The following is a 15,921-nucleotide window of genomic DNA, read 5'->3' on the forward strand; positions in this document are numbered from 1 at the left end:
CGGGAGCTCGTACTGGCCAGGGTGGTGCTGGCGCCCAGGCGCAGGCGGCCGGCGGCCTCGCCGCGCAGCCCCCGCAGCTGCTCGGTTAGCTGCTCGTGGCGGGCGGCCACCTCGTCGGCGTGGGCCAGCAGCAGCGCCCCGGCCGCCGTGAGGCTGATGCGGTTGCCACGCCGCTCGAACAGCCGCTGCTGGTAGGCGGACTCCAGCTCGCGCACATGCTTGGTGACGGCCGGCTGGCTGATATACAGCTCGCGGGCGCCTTGGTGAAGCTCAGGTGACGGGCCACGGCTTGGAAAACCTGGAGGCGGAAATCGGGCATGAATGCAAGGTAGGACGTTCGCCGGAAGCCTCGGCGTTGCTGCTGGAACGGCGGCCATACCCGTAGGGCGGGGCTTGTCCTCGGCCGCCGTTGAACAGGACCGTTGTGGTGGCGCGAATGGCGGGCGGGGACGAGACCCTACCCTACACGTGCCCAACCCCTTGCCCGAGTCTTGGTTATCTTGCCTAAAGTTCCACCCTCCACCCTGATGATGCACAAACCGATTATAACTGCCCTGCTGCTCCTGCCCTTCGCGGCCGCGGCCCAGACTACGTACACGCCCGAACTATTGCTCAAACTTGGCCGCCTGGGCGAAATGCAGGTGTCGCCGGACCAGAAAACGGTGGCCTACACCATCACGCGCTACTCGCTGGCCGACAACAAGGGCCAGTCGGATATCTGGACCGTGCCCACCGGCGGCGGTGCGGCCCGGCAGCTGACCAATACGCCCACCGTTTCCGAGAACACGCTCAACTGGCTACCCGATGGCCGCTTGGCCTATTTGGGAGGTGAAAGCGGCACCGACCGGCTGATGGTGATGTACGCCAATGGGACGGGCAACCAGCCCTTGCGTAATGAATTTTCGGAGGATGAGGATTTCAGCAACTTGAAATTCTCGCCTCGTGGCAACTTCGCCCTATATACAATGGACGTGAAAACGGGCAAATCGGTGCAGGACTGGTACCCCGACCTGCCCAAGGCCGACGCCAAAATCATCGATGACCTCAACTACCGCCATTGGAGCAGCTGGGACGACTATAAAGTGTCGCACGTGTTTTTCCAACCTTTAGGCCGTGGTTACATGCCCACCAGCATCGCCAAAGACATTATGGCCGGCGAGAAGTTCGACGCGCCGCTGCAGCCTTTCGGCGGTAGCGAGCAGCTGGCGTTTTCGCCCGACGGCTACCGGCTGGCCTACACCTCGCGCAAGCTCACGGGCAAGGCCGAGGCTGAAAGCACCAACTCTGACATCTACCTCTACGACATCCGCACCGGCCAGACCCTGAACCTGAGCGAGGGCCTGGGCGGCTACGATACCGAGCCCGTTTTCTCGCCCGACGGCACCCAGGTGGCCTGGCTGAGCATGGCCACGCCCGGCTTCGAGTCGGACCGCAACGGCATTGTGGTGTATGATTTCAAGAGCAAGAAGCGCGAAGATGTGACGGCCGGCTCGGAGCAGGCGGCCGGCAACGTGCGCTGGAGCGCCGACGGCAAAACCATCTATTTCGCCAGCGCGTTGGCCGGCACCCAGCAGCTATTCATGGTGCCCGCCAAGGGCGGCAAGGTGAAGCAACTCACGAAGGGCGCGTTCAACTACAACGGCTTCGAGCTGGCGGGTAAAGACGCGGTTATCGTGAACAAAACCACCCAGGCCAGCCCCGCCGATTTGGTGCGCGTCGACCTGAAATCGGGCCGCGAGACGGTGCTGACCAACATCAACCAGCAGGAGCTGGCGGGCGTGAAAACCGGCAAGCTGGAGTCGCGGATGGTGACGACTACCGACGGCAAGCAGATGCAGGTGTACGTAACTTTCCCGCCCGATTTCGACCCGGCCAAGAAGTACCCGACGTTGCTTTACTGCCAGGGTGGCCCGCAGAGCCCGATTTCGCAGAGCTTCTCGTTCCGCTGGAATTTCCAGCTGATGGCGGCCCAGGGCTACATTGTGGTGGCTCCCAACCGGCGCGGCCTGCCCGGCTTCGGCACCGAGTGGAACAACAGCATCTCGGGCGACTGGGGCGGCCAGCCCATCCGCGACTATCTCTCGGCCATTGACGCGGTGAGCCAGGAGCCGTACGTGGACCAGGACCGGCGCGGCTGCGTGGGCGCCAGCTACGGCGGCTACTCGGTGTACCAGCTGGCCGGCAAGCACGAGGGCCGTTTCAAAACGTTCATTGCCCACGCCGGCCTCTACAACCTCACCAGCTGGTACCCCAGCACCGAGGAAATGTTCTTCGCCAAGCACGACATCGGCGGTGCGCCCTGGGAAACCCCGCTCAACAAGAGCTACACCGAGTTCAACCCCCAGCAGTTCGCCCAAAACTGGGATACGCCCATCCTCGTCATTCATGGCGCCAAAGATTTCCGGGTGCCCGAGGGCCAGGGCATGGAGGCCTTCGGCACGGCCCAGTTGCGCGGCATTCCGAGCCGCTTTTTGTACTTCCCCAACGAGGGCCACTGGATTCAGAAGCCCCAGAACGCAGTGCTTTGGAATCGGGTGTTTTTTGAGTGGCTGGGCCGCACGCTGAAGCCCGAGGGCCAGACGCAGAAATAAACCAAAAACGCCACCCCATGAAGTATCACGAGGTGGCGTTTTTCTGTTGCTGCTCGGGTCAGGAAACGATTGTAACCGCTCCCGATCCAATTTCCAAACTACCCAAAAAAACTGGCAGCATAAGTCATCGGTTCAGCAATCGGGGAAATCTACTGAGGCATCAACACTTGGTTGATTACGTGGGTTACGCCGTTGCTCGACTTTACGTCGGCTTTCACAACCGTGGCCCCGTTGATCATCACGGTACCACCGCTGATGCTTACTTTCAGCTTCTTGCCATCAACCGTAGTAACTTCCTGACCATCCTTCAGGTCGGCGGCCATTACGCTGCCGGGCACCACGTGGTAGGTCAGGATGCCAGCCAGCTTCGCCTTGTTCTCAGGCTTCAGCAGGTTATCGAGCGCGCCGGCGGGCAGCGCATCGAACGCTTCGTTGGTGGGGGCAAATACCGTGAAAGGACCACCGCTGGTGGCTTTATCGGCGAGGCCGGAGGCTTTCAAAGCGGTAGCAAGGGTGCTCATCTGCGGCACGGCCATAGCGTTTTCGGCTAGGTTCTTACTGCTCGTGTCGTCCATGCCCATTTCTGCGCCCTCCGTCATGGCTGGGGCAGTGGTGGTTGCACCAGCATCAGTGGTTGCCATATCCGTGGTGTCGGTAGCGGCGGTATCGGCGGTGTTCGAGCAGCTTGCACTGCCAAATGCCAACGATGAGGCAACAAATACGGTGGCCAGGGTGCGGAACGGGAATTTTGAGGGTGTCATTTTCATGTGGAAAGGGGCTAATGTTTTGGTTTATAAGTTTTACAAAGCAAGAAACTGGTCATATTGTTTAGAAATTTAATCCACTTAATATTCTGTCACATAGTATCCACAATTAGTATGAGCCAAATTTGGCGAAGCTACTTTCAGGCAATCGATTACCATAGCGCCTGACATCAGGCAGTTCTTTTTCAGTCCATCATACCTCCGCATTCATGACCAAACGCCTACCCGCCCTCCTACTTGCCGGCCTGCTGCTGACGGCCACCGCTACATCGGCTCAGAAGGCCCGGCCAGCCCCGGCCAGCTCAGCCCGGAACGCCGAGTCGGCTATTAAGGAGGCCGACCTAAAGCGTGACTTGTTCGCGCTGGCCGGCGACAAGTACCGGGGCCGCGAGGGGGGTACGCTCGATGAGCTGCGGGCCTCCAGCTGGCTGGCCGAACAGATGCGGGCCATTGGCATGCAGCCCGCTGGCGACGACGGCACGTTTTTTCAATGGTTTAACCTGCGGCGCACCCGCCTCACGCCGGCCAGCACCCTGCGCATTGGGGGCCGCGCGCTACGGCCGGGCCACGAAGCCGTGGTGGTAGCCCCCGTTAATGCCCAACTGAGGGCCAAGCTGGTGTTTGTGGGCACGGGCACGCCGGCGGAAGTAGCAAAGGCCAAAATAAAAGGCAAGGCGGTGGCCGTACAGCTCTCGGGCGAGCCCACCGACGGCATCAGCTACCGTCGCTACCTGTTTGGTAAGCTGCGCGAACAGGCCGCCGAACTGGCCCGGGCCGGGGCAGTAGCCGTGGTATTCGTGTCGGACGATAAGGCCCAGGCGATTTACGAGCACTGGAGCCATATTTTTGAGCGCGGCCGCTACGGCCTGCCCGCCGATGAGTCGTTGAAGATTGTGGGCGACCAAGTGCCGGTGCTGTGGCTGCCCATGTCGGAGGCCGAGGCCCTCAGCAAGTCGGGCCAGGAGTTGGTGGCCGATTTACGGGCCGAAACCTTCCTGTACCCGTCGGTGAACATTGTGGCCCGGCAGCCCGGCACCGACGCCCAGTTAAAGAGCCAACACGTCCTCTTCAGCACCCACCAGGACCACGACGGCGTGCGGGCCCCGGTAGCCGGCGACTCGATTTACAACGGCGCCGACGATAACGCTACCGGCTGCGCGGCGCTGCTGGCTGTTATGCGGGCCTTTAAGCAGCAGCCCGCCAAGCGTTCGGCGCTGTTCGTGTACCATGGGGCCGAGGAGCGCGGCCTGCTGGGCTCGCGCTACTTTTCCAACAAGCCCACTGTGCCCCGCGAATCCATTGTGGCCGTGCTCAATGCCGAAATGATGGGCCGCAACGCCCCCGACTCGGCCGCGCTGCTGGGCTCCACCCCGCCCCATCTTAATTCCTCCGACCTCGTGAAAACCGCCCTCACTGCCAACCAGGCCGGCCCCCGGTTCAAGCTGGACACCGAGTGGGACAAGGCCACGCACCCCGAGGGCTGGTATTTCCGCTCCGACCACCTGCCGTATGCCCGCCTGGGTATTCCGGCCGTCATGTTTACCTCGCTGCTGCACGCCGATTACCACACGCCCAACGACGAGCCGGCCACCATCGACTATAGCAAGCTGCGGCGCATGACGCAGTGGCTGTACCTGACTGGCTGGGCCGTAGCCAACCGCCCCGCACCACCCGCCCGCGAGCCGGGTTTCAGGCTGGAGAGATAGTAATTGTCCTTATGTGGGGTCTCACCCGGCCTTCTCCCCCTGCCCCGCCACTGTTTCCGTTACCCGGTTGATGTCGCCGCTGAGCTTCTGGATAAACTCCAGCTGCTCGCCGAGCTGGGCATCGTCGGTTTCGGGCGTGGTGGCGGGCAGCAACGGAGGGGCCTGGGGCTCTTCGGGCAGGTTGGGCTCGCCGAGACGGAGCAGGCCGCGCCGCAACTGCTGCTGCGCCTGGCGCAGCGTTTTGAGGTCGGTGGCCGATAGCGTGGGGCGGATTTCGCCGGCCAGCAGGGCCGAGGTAATGGCCGCCACGTTGGCCGCCAGAATGTGGTTGAGCACCACGAACTCGTGCACTTCGGCCGGGTGGCGCTGCTTGGTCCGGGGCTCAGAAAGCATGCGTTGGAAGGCCGCGCCCAGGTTGGCCGACGTCACATACACCTCCTTGCGGGCCAGCTTGTAGTCGAGCAAGGCCACGGGCGAGCCCAGCAGGGCCTGTTGCAACGTGCGCAGGTACTCCAGGTTGGCCCGCAGCACCGGCCGCAAAAAGCCCTGCAGCTGCTCCGACTCCCAGCGCGGAAACAGCAGGTAGCTAACGGCAAAGGCAATACCGCAGCCCAGTACGGTATCAAAAATACGCTCCTGCACCACCCGCACGTACCCTTCGCCCAGAAAGCTGAACAGGATGAGGACGAAGGGAGTCATGAAAATAACCGTAATCAGGTAGTTGAGGCGGGCAAAGCTGAACGACACGACCATAAAGCCCACCATCAGCGCCAGCAACAGCAGCCGGTCCGAAATCAGCCAGAGCATTACCGCTCCCAGTACCCCGCCGAGCAGCGTGCCCATTACGCGTTGGGTGTTGCGCTGCTTGGTAAGGCTGAAGGCCGGCTTGAGCATGTAGGTTATCGTCATCAGCACCCAGTAGCCGTGGTAGCCAGCCAGCATTTCGGTGATAATGAAGCCAATGAGGGAGGCCACCAGCATCCGCAGTGCGTGCCGGAAAATGCCCGAGCGCATCGTGAGCTGGCCCGTGAGCTGGCGGAGCGTAAACTGCTGGTGGGCCACAAACCGGTCGAGCTCGGGGCCGGTTGCCCCGTTTGCCTGCAGCGTGAGCAGGGGCGCGGCGGCCTCGGCAAAATATCCCTGCATGCCCTGCAGGCGGGTTGTCAGGTTGCGCAGGTTTACCAGAATTTTGCGCAGCGGCAGTACCGAGCCGGGCTGGGTGAGGTCGGCTTCGCGGGCATCGAGACGGGCTTTAAGCTGGTTGAGGCCGGCCAGCAGATCGGGGCGGGCGGGGCGGTAGGTGTAGTTGCCCTGGATGGCAAAACCTACCCGCTCCAGCTCGGCGGCCAGGGCATCAATTTCGCTGGCAAATGCATCGAGCAGGCCATCGGCTTCGAAGCGGCGGTGCAGCTCGGCGTAGTCGTAGCTCGTGATGGTAACCTGCTCGTAGAGGTCCACCAGATCCACGAACGTGAGTACCAGCCGGCGGCCGGTGTCGGATGACTCGCTGACCAGCTGGCGGGTTTTAAACAGCAGCTCGCGCACCACATCCTGCTTTTCGCTCACGCGCACCTGCTGGGCCACCAGGCGGCGGTAGTCGGCCTCTAGGTTGGTGCCGGTGCGGTAGAACTCGGCCTTGAGGCGCAGAAACCCGGCCACCGCCAGCACGGCCTCGCCCAGGGCCTGCTGGGCCTCGCGGTAGGGGCGCAGCCGGTTGAGGGCCAGCGCCAGGGCCAGATACCACACCCCGCCCGCCACCACCAGGCCCGCGTTGCTGAGCACCTGGCTGGGCGGCAGCGGCTTATCGAGCATCAGAATCATGACCAGCAAGCCGGCCGTACCCACGGCCCCGGCCCGGTTGCCATACACGAGCAGCATGGTCAGCCAGAAGCTGACGGCCACCACCAGCGCCCCGAGCAGCCACGGATAGGGCTGCACCAAACCCGTCAGCAGCGCCATCAGGCCCGTGAGCGCCACGGCTGCCAGCCCGCCGTTGCGCTTGTGCAGCGGTGGGCCGGGCGTGTCGGTCAGGCTCACGCACAGCGCCCCCACCGACATGGCCACGCCGGTTTCCAGCTGCCCGAGCAGCCCCAGCACCAAACCGGGCACCAGAATGGCCAGCGTGGTGCGCAGGCCGTCGGAAAACTCCTGGCTCGAAAAAAAGTAGCGCAGCTGGCGGACGTAGTTGGCGAACATAAGCGGCGGCAAACGGGGGTTCGGCGGCCGGCGGCGGGTAGCAGCCAGGCGGCCCGGCCGCAAGTTGCAACGCCCCGCCCATATTCTGCTCCGGCTGGGGGATAATATGGCGGCCGGCCGGTATCTTCGGCCCCTCACTTCTCATTTCAGCTCCACTTATGGCGGATAAGACGGTTCCGATGCTGCCCGCCGATGCTCCGGCTTCCGAGGACATATTGCGGACCCTGCTCGAAGTGTCGCAGACCGGCGTTATGCTGCTGCGCCCGATTTACAACGGGGAGGGCAGCTTCATCGACTTTGACTTCGCCTACCTCAACCCGGCCGCTCAGCGGCTGCTCGGTCAGCCCGAGTGCCCTAGCCTGAGCCTGCTCGATATTTACCCGCACGCCGGCCCGCCCACGGGTATTTTCGCCTTCTATCGTGACACGTTCGAATCGGGTATTAGCCGGCAGGAGCACTTCAACTATCAGTACGACGGCATCGACGGCTACTTTAGGGTGGTGGCCCGGGCCCAAGGGCCGCTGCTGGTCGTAAGTATCGCCGACGACAACGACACCCCGCGTACGGCCATGCAGGAAGCGCTGCGCCAAAGCCAGCAGGCCGAGCAGCAGGCCCGGGCGGCGGCCGAAACCGAGCGCAACCTGTTGCAGGCCCTGCTGGCTCAGGCCCCAGTGGCTATTTGCCTCTACCAGGGTGAGGATTGCGTGATTGGGGCCGCCAACGAGATGATGTGCAGCATTTGGGGCTATCCGGCCGCCGCGGTGCTGGGCCGGCCCATGCTGGAGGCTATGCCCGAACTGCGGGGCCAGGGTTTCGAGGGGCTGATGCAGCAGGTGGCCCGCACCCGTACGCCCTTCAAAGGGCAGGAGGCCCCGGCCCAACTGCGCGATGCTACAGGCGAGTTGGAAACGCGGTTCTTCAACTTTACTTACCAGCCGCTGTACGGGCCGGCCGACGAAGTGCTGGGTATTGTAGCCATTGCCGTAGACGTAACCGAGCAGGTGCTGGCGCGCGGGCAGGTGCAGCAGCTCAACGAAGAGCTGGCCGCCATCAACGAGGAGCTGCATGCCGCCAACGAGGAGTACCAGGCTGCCAACGAGGAATACCAGACCTCTAACGTGCGCCTGCTCGAAACGCAGCTGCAGCTGCAGCGCCTCAATGAAGAGCTGGACAGCCGGGTAACGCGGCGCACCGGCGACGTGCAGCAGGCGCTGGCCGAAGCCGAGCACCAGCGCGGCCAGGCCCGGCTGAAGCAGGAGCTGCTGGGCCAGATCCTGGGCCAGGTACCAGGCCTTATCGTCACCTTCAGCGGCCCCGAACACCGCTTCTCCTTCTTCAACGACCACTACCAGGGCCTGGTGGGCGGGCGGGCCGTGCTGGGCACCGCCGTGGCCGACTGCCTGCCCGACATGGTGGCGCAGGGCCTGGTGGGCATGGTAGACGACGTGTACACCACCGGCCAACTGCTACTGACCCGCGAAACGCCGGTCGAATTCGCCCACGAGCCCGGCCAGCGGCGCTACCTCGACATCACGGCTCAACCGCTGTTCGATGGTCAGCAGCAGGTGCGGGGCGTGCAGGTGTTTGCCATCGAGGTAACCGAACGGGTGCTGGCCCGCCACGAGCGCGAAACCCGCCAGCGCGAGCTGCAGGATATTTTCGAGCAGGTGCCGGTGCCCATCGTTATCATGCGCGGCCCCGAGCTCAGAGTGGAGCTGGCCAACCAAGCCATCTGCGCCATATGGGGCCGTACGCCGGCGCAGACCCTGGGCTTACCCTACTTCGAAGCCGTGCCCAGCTCAGCAGATCAGGGCTTCGAGGAAATGCTGGCGGAGTTGCTGCGAACCGGTGAAGCATTTTTGATCAACGAATCCCCGATTCACCTCGACCGCGCCCATACCGGCCGGCCGGCGGTGGGCTACTTCAACTTTACTTTCCAAGCCCTGCGCGACGAAACGGGGACCGTTAGCGGCCTAGTGGCCATCGGCACCGAGGTAACCGACCAGGTAGTGGCCCGCCAGCAGGTGCAGGAGCTCAATGAGCGGCTGGCCGCCATCAACGAGGAAATGCAGGCCACCAACCAGCAGCTGGCTGACTCCAACTACCGCCTGAGCCGCACCAACGCCGACCTCGACACGTTCGTGTATTCGGCCTCGCACGACCTTAAATCGCCCATTACCAACGTGGAGGGACTGTTGCTGGCCCTGCGCGAGCACCTGCCCGCCGCGGCCCGCGCCCAGCAGCCCGTTCCCCAGTTGCTGGCTATGATGGAGGACGCCGTGGCCCGCTTCCAGCAAACGCTGGCCCACCTCACCGACGTGTCACGCCTTCAGCAAAACCCCGTCGACCAGCTGCCCGAAGCCGTAGACCTGCCCTCGCTGGTAGAGGCCGTGCGCCTCGATATGGCGCCCGAGCTGGCCGCGGCCGGCGCCATCATGGAAACCGAGCTCGACGGCTGTCCTACCGTGCGGTTTTCGGCCAAAAACCTGCGCTCCGTGGTGTACAACCTACTCAGCAACGCCATTAAGTATCGCATGCCCCAGCGGCAGCCGCATGTGCGGCTGCACTGCCGGCACGTGGGCCGGCATGTGGTGCTGGAGGTACACGACAACGGCCTGGGCCTAAGCGAACACCAGCGGAAGGAGCTGTTTCAGCTGTTCCGGCGGCTGCACAACCACGTACCAGGCTCGGGCGTGGGCCTGTATATGGTGAAGAAGATAGTAGAAAATGCCGGTGGCAGCATAGAAGTACGCAGCGAGCCGGAGGTGGGCACCACCTTCACCGTATTTTTACCCGCCACCGAATAGCTTTATTGCCAGTTGCCGGTTGCGCTGCTCCCGCAAACCGGCCTTTTCTCAAGCAATTTCAGTCATAAGCTGCCCTTAACCAGCAGCGCGAAACCTGCCGCAACTCCATGCAAAAACTACCAAATATTCTGCTGATTGATGACGACCAGACCAACAACTTTCTCAACGAGTTGCTCCTGAAAAAGCTGGAAGTGACCGAAAACGTATTTGTGGCCGAGAGCGGCACTGAGGCACTGAGCCTGCTGGCCCGCCAGGCCCCCGAAGCCCCCGACCTCATCCTCCTCGACGTGAATATGCCCGGCATGAGCGGCATTCAGTTTCTGGAAGCCTACCAGCAGCTGCCTACCGAACAGCGCGGCGCCACGGTGGTTGTTATGCTCACTACTACCATGGACGCCCGCGACTTAGGCCGCCTCGACGAGCTATCCATTGCGGGTCTGGTCAGCAAGCCCCTGACGAAGGAGAAGGTGGACAACCTGCTGCAGCTGCACTTCCAGCGGCAGCTGGGTAGTTAAGCAACGCGTTGTCGTCCTGACGAAAGAAGGACGGGGAAGAAGCTATATCCATCGATTAGCTTCTTCCCCGGTCCTTCTTTCGTCAGGAAAACGGACGGTTTCCGTCGCGCACCATTTCAGCTTTCTTTCAGTCCTCTCCCACCTCAATGCCCATCAGGCGCATGAGCTGGCTGGCGTTGAAGGAGCGGCAGACGCCGGGCGTGAGGTGGTAGTCGAAGCGCAGGGTGCCGTCGGGGTTGAGGTAGGAGTTGAAGCTGACGTTGCGCACGTGCGCGGGCAGGTCGGTTTCGAGGGCGGCCAACTCCAGGTCGTGGGTGCTGATGAGGCCGCTGGCGGCCCGCTCGCGCAGCTGGAACACCAGCGCCCGCGCCCCGCGGTGCCGGTCGGCCGAGTTGGTACCCTTCAAAATCTCATCGAGCAGGTAAAATACCGGGATAGTGCTTCGTGCTTCGTTTTTAGTGCTTAGGCCGTTGGTTGGAACCTTGACGGCATTCGTAGCTACGGATTCTTCCTGTCCGGCAATTTTTACTTCTTCGTCAGAAGTCAAATCCAGCAGCAGGCGCAGACGCTTGAGCTCGGCGTAGAAGGAAGAAGTGCTTTCGGCCAGGTTGTCGTGGCTGCGCATGGCGGTGAACACCTGCGCCGGGCCACAACGGAACGTAGCGGCCGCGACTACCGCGCCGGCCTGGGCCAGCACCAGGTTCAGGCCCACGGTGCGCAGAAAGGTGCTTTTGCCGGCCATGTTCGAACCCGTCACAATCACCGTCTGGCCGGTGCCGGCCGTGCTGAAGTCGTTGCGCACGCCTTCGCCGCCAAACAGCAGCGGGTGGCCCAGCGCGGTGGCCTCCACCGTCAGGGCCGCCGCCGTCAGGTCGGGCTCGGCGAAGGCGGGGTTGGCGGCCCGGAAAGCGGCCAGGCTCACCAGCGCATCCAGCTCGGCCGCGGCTTCGAGCAGCGGCTCCAGGCCCCCGCTGATGCGTCGTTTCCAGCGCTCCAGCTGCCATATCCCCCACAAATCCCAAAGTAGCAACGTGTTCAGGCCACCGGCCACGGCCGGGTTCTGGCGAGCCGAAAACCAGCCGGCAATATTGCTTAGGCGCTTCAGCAGCCGGGCGGCGGCGGTGTTGCCGGTGGCGTGCAGGGTGCGGTGCAGCCGCTGCAGCGCCAGACTCTGCCAGGTGCCGGCCTCGAAGTGCTCCAGTTGATCATGGGCGGCCCGGAGCGCGTCGCGCATGGTGGTGGCATGCTCGTAGTAGCGGGCCCGCACCTGCCCGAAAGCGCCATTGAGCACCACGGCCGGCAACAACAGCAACAGCCACTGCATGCCATAGCCGCCGAGCATCAGCCCGACACCTGCCAAACTGAGCAGCGGCACCAGCCCCAGCAGCGGCAGCACCCAGCCACGACCAACAAAAAAGTCCGGCTCGCGCAACCAGCCCGAAAACTGGCGCGGGTCGGTTTCCTGGCGCGGGTAGTGGCGGGCGCGGGCCTGCCACTCCTGCTGCCAGGCCACGGCCGGGGCCAGCTCGGCGGCCGCCAGCTGCCGCTCGCGCACGGTTTCGGGCGCAGCGGGGGCCAGCAGCCAGCCCGCCAGCCAGTCCTGCCCCAGCCGCGAAGTGCTGCGGTTAAGCAGCTGAAACAGCGAATGGTCGCCGAATACATCGAGGTCGGCGGCGTAGGGATGCTGGGCGTCGAGGTAGCGGCGGCCGGGGTCGAAGGCGGCCAGCTCGCCGGCCAGCCGGGCCAGCTCGTCGCGGTTGAGTTGGGCCAGCAGCCGGTGATGCTCGCGGCGGTAGCCCACGGCATCGTGCCAGCGCACCAGCCCGATAAACACCAGGTAGGCCCCCAGGCCTAGGCCCAGCGCGGCGGCTGTGCGGCCCGCACTCAGCAAAACCCAGATGCCCGCGCCGGCAGCCACAAACACGGCCAGCCGCACCAGCGCTACCGCCCGGTGCCGCCCGGCAAAATGCGCCTCCTGCGCCGTATGGTGGGCCAGGTTTTCCTGGAAAAGATCGGCGGGATTGATGGTAAGCGGGCGGTAAGCGGACACGTTTGGGGTGATGAGGTGGTAACGCAATGAGGTGAACGGTGGGCAACTAACCAGACAGCAAAGAACGTCATTCAGCGCGAAGCAGATAATGGCCTTCCTCTTCGCTCCTGCTCGCCTGTTCGCCTCATTGGCACGCCCTACCACCCTAAACCCGTCGCTTTCCGCTGAAATTACGAACTTGAAGGGCCGCGGGTACGGTTGTTGTGCCGGGCCGGCCGCATCTCGTCCTGCTTTATTTCTATGAAACAGCCCTTTCGTCAAGTTTTGCTGACCGCTCTGCTGAGCACTGCCCTTGTTGCACCAGCCGCCGCTCAGCAGAAACTCAAGTACCCCAAGGCCCCGGCGGCCAACACCGTTTACGAGGCCGTGGAACAGCCCGCCTTGCCCGCTGGTGGCCTGGAGGCCTTTGCCCAGTACCTGGTTGATAACCAGCAGTACCCTACTGCGGCGCTGCAGGCCGGCGCCCAGGGCACGGTAACGGTAAGCTTTGTGGTGGAAAAAACCGGCTCGCTTGGCGAGGTAGCTGTCGCCCAGCCCGGCAACGCCCTGCTCGATGCCGAGGCCATGCGCCTGATTAAGGCAGCTCCGCGCTGGACGCCCGCCCGGCACCGCGGCGGCATCGTGCGCCAGCGCCAGGTTGTGCCCATCACGTTCCAGATTCCGGGTGAAGCAGGCGCGGCGGCTACCACCCCGGCTCGGCCGGCGCGGCCGACAGCGGCACCCAGGTGGTAACGGCCGACCGGCCGGCGCGACCCGTGGGCGGCACCGACGCTTTTTTCGAATGGATTCAGACCAACCAGAAATACCCCGCCCTGGCGCTACAGCGCAAAATTGATGGCAAGGTGATGATGGAGTTTATCATAGAAAAGGACGGCTCGCTCACCGGCATCAAGCCCATTAAACGCCTGGGCTCGGGGCTCGATGAGGAGGCCATCCGGCTGCTGAAGGCGGCCCCCAAGTGGGAGCCGGCCCTGTATAAAGGCCAGCCGGTAAAGCAAAAGATGGTGTTGCCGGTTGTATTCTCTTTATAAGCCCGACCGTTATTAGTTGGTTGCCCGCCTTTCACTGGCAACCAACCGCCACTCGAATACCCAATACTGCCTCCGTCCTTCCGTTATGCTGTCCCCGCTGCCGCTGCTTTCTGCCCCGCCCGTTGCCTTCGGCACGCCGTTGCCCCTACCCACCAGCCACCCCATCTGGCCTTATCAGGCGCGGTTCCGGCAGGCAGCCCAAACAGTGGCCAACGGTCTGTTCGATGCCCTCGACGAAGACCTCGACCCGTACGTGTATCTGCTGGCGCTGCCCCTGACGGCCGCCGGACGAATCCACAACGACCTGTACGCTGCGGCCGAGTTTGAGCCCGCCAACTCGGCGGTGCCCGCACATCACTTCGCGCGGGTACTCGAACGAGGCAAGGCCCTGCAGCTGGCGCACAACTGGCAGTTCACCACCGACCCCGACATTGAGAGTGAGGATATGCAGCGCCGCAAGCAGTTTGGCCGGGGCGTACGCCTGGCTGTGCAGGAGGTGCTCGACGAGCTCGACGCCGCCGACAAGCGGCTGTCGTTTGCCGGCTGGCCGGCCCAGATTGGCCAATTCGCGGTGATGCCCGTGCTCCGGCTCAACCGCAAGGTGTACAACAGCTACCCCTCGCTGCAGCCCAACCGCTTCTATACCGATGGCCGCCAGCTGCCCCACTCGCTTATTCAGGCGGCTATTCTGCGCTTCAACGAAGACTGCATTAAGTCGCTGACCGAGCCCGAGCCGGGGTCGGGCCTCCTCATCCGCCCCCGCGACGCCGACGAGATTATCCGCTCGGCGGGCAAGCTGTTTATGGATACGCCGGCCCAGGACATGGGCATGGACCCGGCTGCCACTAAGCTGTTCGCCACCTGCAACACCATCTCGTCGTTGCGCTACGAGGGGGCCGAGGGCGTGGGCAAGTTGCTGCTGGCCCGCCGCGGCCACCCCAACCTGGCGGAGGTATTTGCCCTCACCTGCCCCACCCCGCTCACCGACTACCGGGCCGTGCGCAAGCTGCTCGAAATGACGACCTCCGACGTGAGCCTGCTGGCCGACGGCGAGAACGTGTATGCGTTGGGCCGGCAAATCGGGCAGTACGATGCCGCCCGTGAGGATTTGTTCGTCATCAGCTTTATCACCCACTATGCCTGGGAATTTCAGCACGGCGGGCAGGTACTCATGCGCGCCCACTACGGCCACCCCAGCCTGCCCCGCGCGCGCCTCAACCGCACCAAGTTCCGCCGTGACCTGCGCCGCACGTTTGAGCTCACCGATTCGGCCAAAGTGGAAAAGCTCTGGGACGTGGTGCTCGAAGCCAGCCGCCAGAAGCACGGCACGCTGCTCGTCATCACCACCGAGGCGCTGGCCGAAGCCGACCGCCTCAAGCTCCAGTGTACGCTCATCGAGCCCGTGCCGCTCACCCCGCTCATCACCCGCCTCGTCACCTCCATCGACGGGGCCGTGCTGCTCGACCCGGAAGCCTACTGCTACTCCATCGGCGTCATCTTGGACGGTAAGGCCACCGGCCGCGGCACCAGCACCCGCGGCGCCCGCTACAATTCGGCCATCCGCTACGTCGAAAGCAGCCCCTACCCCTGCATGGCCATTGTAGTGAGCGAAGACGGCCTGATGGACGTGATTACCAAGGACAGTATGCGGGAGGAGTAGGTTTTAGGGAAGAACGTCGTTCTTTCCTAAAACCTAAGCCCTAAAAATCACCGCTTGCCCCGGAACGACCACGTAATCCGGAAGGTCGCTACCGTGTCGCCGGCTTCGTCGGTGCCGGTGCTGGTGGCCAGCACGGTGCGGCCCTCGCCGGTGGCGCGACTTTCGGCAATGGCTTGGCCGATGGCCGCCCCGTCGGGGCAGGTGAAGCGGATGAGGCCCACGGCTTTCTTGATGAAATCGGCCTCCAGGCCCACTACCAGCATTGATACCGGCGCGCCGCTCTGCACGTGCATCATAGCCAGCAGGCCGCTGGCCATTTCGGCCGCCATACTCAGGCAGGCGAAGTAGATGCTCCGGAACGGATTCTGCGTTAGATACTTGTAGGGCACCGTGATGGTGCAGCGCTCCGGCTGCACTTCGGCCACGCGCAGGCCGGCCAGGTAGGCCATCGGCAGCTTGCGCAGCATAAACAGCTTCAGCTTGAGCGGGTTGCTGATGTCGCGGCGGAACTTCTCCAGGCGGGCGGTATCGGGAGCGGCAACGGAAGCGGGTTGGTTGGACATGGCGGTCGGGTTTTCCACAAGAAACGGAATTTGCTCGT

At 63.6% G+C, this 15,921-nt stretch carries 11 protein-coding genes and 1 pseudogene; 7 read left to right on the forward strand and 5 right to left on the reverse strand.

Going from position 1 to position 15,921, the window contains the following annotated elements; all coding sequences use genetic code 11:
* Window positions 1-215, reverse strand: a pseudogene (locus D0N36_RS17235) (LysR substrate-binding domain-containing protein); the annotation flags it as partial.
* Window positions 216-527: 312 nt separating this feature from the next.
* Here D0N36_RS17235 and D0N36_RS17240 point away from each other — a divergent pair.
* Window positions 528-2,591 carry a S9 family peptidase gene (locus D0N36_RS17240; RefSeq protein ID WP_116943067.1) on the forward strand — a complete coding sequence of 688 codons (2,064 nt, stop codon included), beginning with the start codon at window positions 528-530 and terminating at the stop codon, window positions 2,589-2,591.
* 149 nt (window positions 2,592-2,740) lie between these two features.
* Here D0N36_RS17240 and D0N36_RS17245 read toward each other — a convergent pair whose 3' ends face one another.
* Window positions 2,741-3,352 (reverse strand): fasciclin domain-containing protein, encoded by a 612-nt coding sequence (locus D0N36_RS17245; protein ID WP_116943091.1) that lies wholly within the window; start codon window positions 3,350-3,352, stop codon window positions 2,741-2,743.
* 212 nt (window positions 3,353-3,564) lie between these two features.
* Here D0N36_RS17245 and D0N36_RS17250 point away from each other — a divergent pair, with 212 nt between their 5' ends.
* Entirely contained in the window at window positions 3,565-5,061 is a 1,497-nt protein-coding gene (locus D0N36_RS17250) for a M28 family peptidase (protein WP_116943068.1), read from the forward strand.
* A gap of 21 nt (window positions 5,062-5,082) precedes the next feature.
* Here D0N36_RS17250 and D0N36_RS17255 read toward each other — a convergent pair whose 3' ends face one another.
* Complete coding sequence (locus D0N36_RS17255; protein WP_116943069.1) at window positions 5,083-7,257, reverse strand: FUSC family protein; 2,175 nt, start codon at window positions 7,255-7,257, stop codon at window positions 5,083-5,085.
* A 158-nt stretch (window positions 7,258-7,415) separates the two neighbouring features.
* On the opposite strand from D0N36_RS17255, the gene D0N36_RS17260 reads away from it, so the two are divergent.
* Entirely contained in the window at window positions 7,416-10,064 is a 2,649-nt protein-coding gene (locus D0N36_RS17260) for a PAS domain-containing protein (RefSeq protein ID WP_116943070.1), read from the forward strand.
* Between the two features lie 107 nt (window positions 10,065-10,171).
* Window positions 10,172-10,579 carry a response regulator gene (locus D0N36_RS17265; RefSeq protein WP_116943071.1) on the forward strand — a complete coding sequence of 136 codons (408 nt, stop codon included), beginning with the start codon at window positions 10,172-10,174 and terminating at the stop codon, window positions 10,577-10,579.
* A 127-nt stretch (window positions 10,580-10,706) separates the two neighbouring features.
* Here the strand turns inward: D0N36_RS17265 and D0N36_RS17270 are convergent, their stop codons facing one another.
* Entirely contained in the window at window positions 10,707-12,629 is a 1,923-nt protein-coding gene (locus tag D0N36_RS17270; protein ID WP_147320957.1) for a MutS-related protein, read from the reverse strand.
* A 240-nt stretch (window positions 12,630-12,869) separates the two neighbouring features.
* Between D0N36_RS17270 and D0N36_RS17275 the strand changes: the two genes are divergently transcribed.
* The 3 genes from D0N36_RS17275 to D0N36_RS17285 all read left to right on the forward strand — a co-directional run bounded on the left by D0N36_RS17275 (window position 12,870) and on the right by D0N36_RS17285 (window position 15,320).
* On the forward strand, window positions 12,870-13,361 hold the full coding sequence (locus tag D0N36_RS17275) for an energy transducer TonB (protein ID WP_116943073.1): 492 nt from the start codon (window positions 12,870-12,872) through the stop codon (window positions 13,359-13,361).
* The gene (locus D0N36_RS17280) at window positions 13,355-13,660 is read left to right on the forward strand and encodes an energy transducer TonB (protein WP_116943074.1); all 306 of its coding nucleotides are present in this window, start codon (window positions 13,355-13,357) and stop codon (window positions 13,658-13,660) included. Before D0N36_RS17275 ends, D0N36_RS17280 begins: the two co-directional genes overlap by 7 nt.
* An 85-nt stretch (window positions 13,661-13,745) precedes the next feature.
* Complete coding sequence (locus D0N36_RS17285) at window positions 13,746-15,320, forward strand: diadenylate cyclase (protein ID WP_116943075.1); 1,575 nt, start codon at window positions 13,746-13,748, stop codon at window positions 15,318-15,320.
* Window positions 15,321-15,367: 47 nt separating this feature from the next.
* On the opposite strand, the gene D0N36_RS17290 is transcribed toward D0N36_RS17285, so the two are convergent.
* Window positions 15,368-15,883 (reverse strand): PaaI family thioesterase, encoded by a 516-nt coding sequence (locus D0N36_RS17290; RefSeq protein ID WP_116943076.1) that lies wholly within the window; start codon window positions 15,881-15,883, stop codon window positions 15,368-15,370.
* Between the last annotated feature and the right edge of the window lie 38 nt (window positions 15,884-15,921).

Origin of the sequence: Hymenobacter lapidiphilus (genome assembly GCF_003417065.2) — a bacterium.
Lineage (GTDB): Bacteria > Bacteroidota > Bacteroidia > Cytophagales > Hymenobacteraceae > Hymenobacter.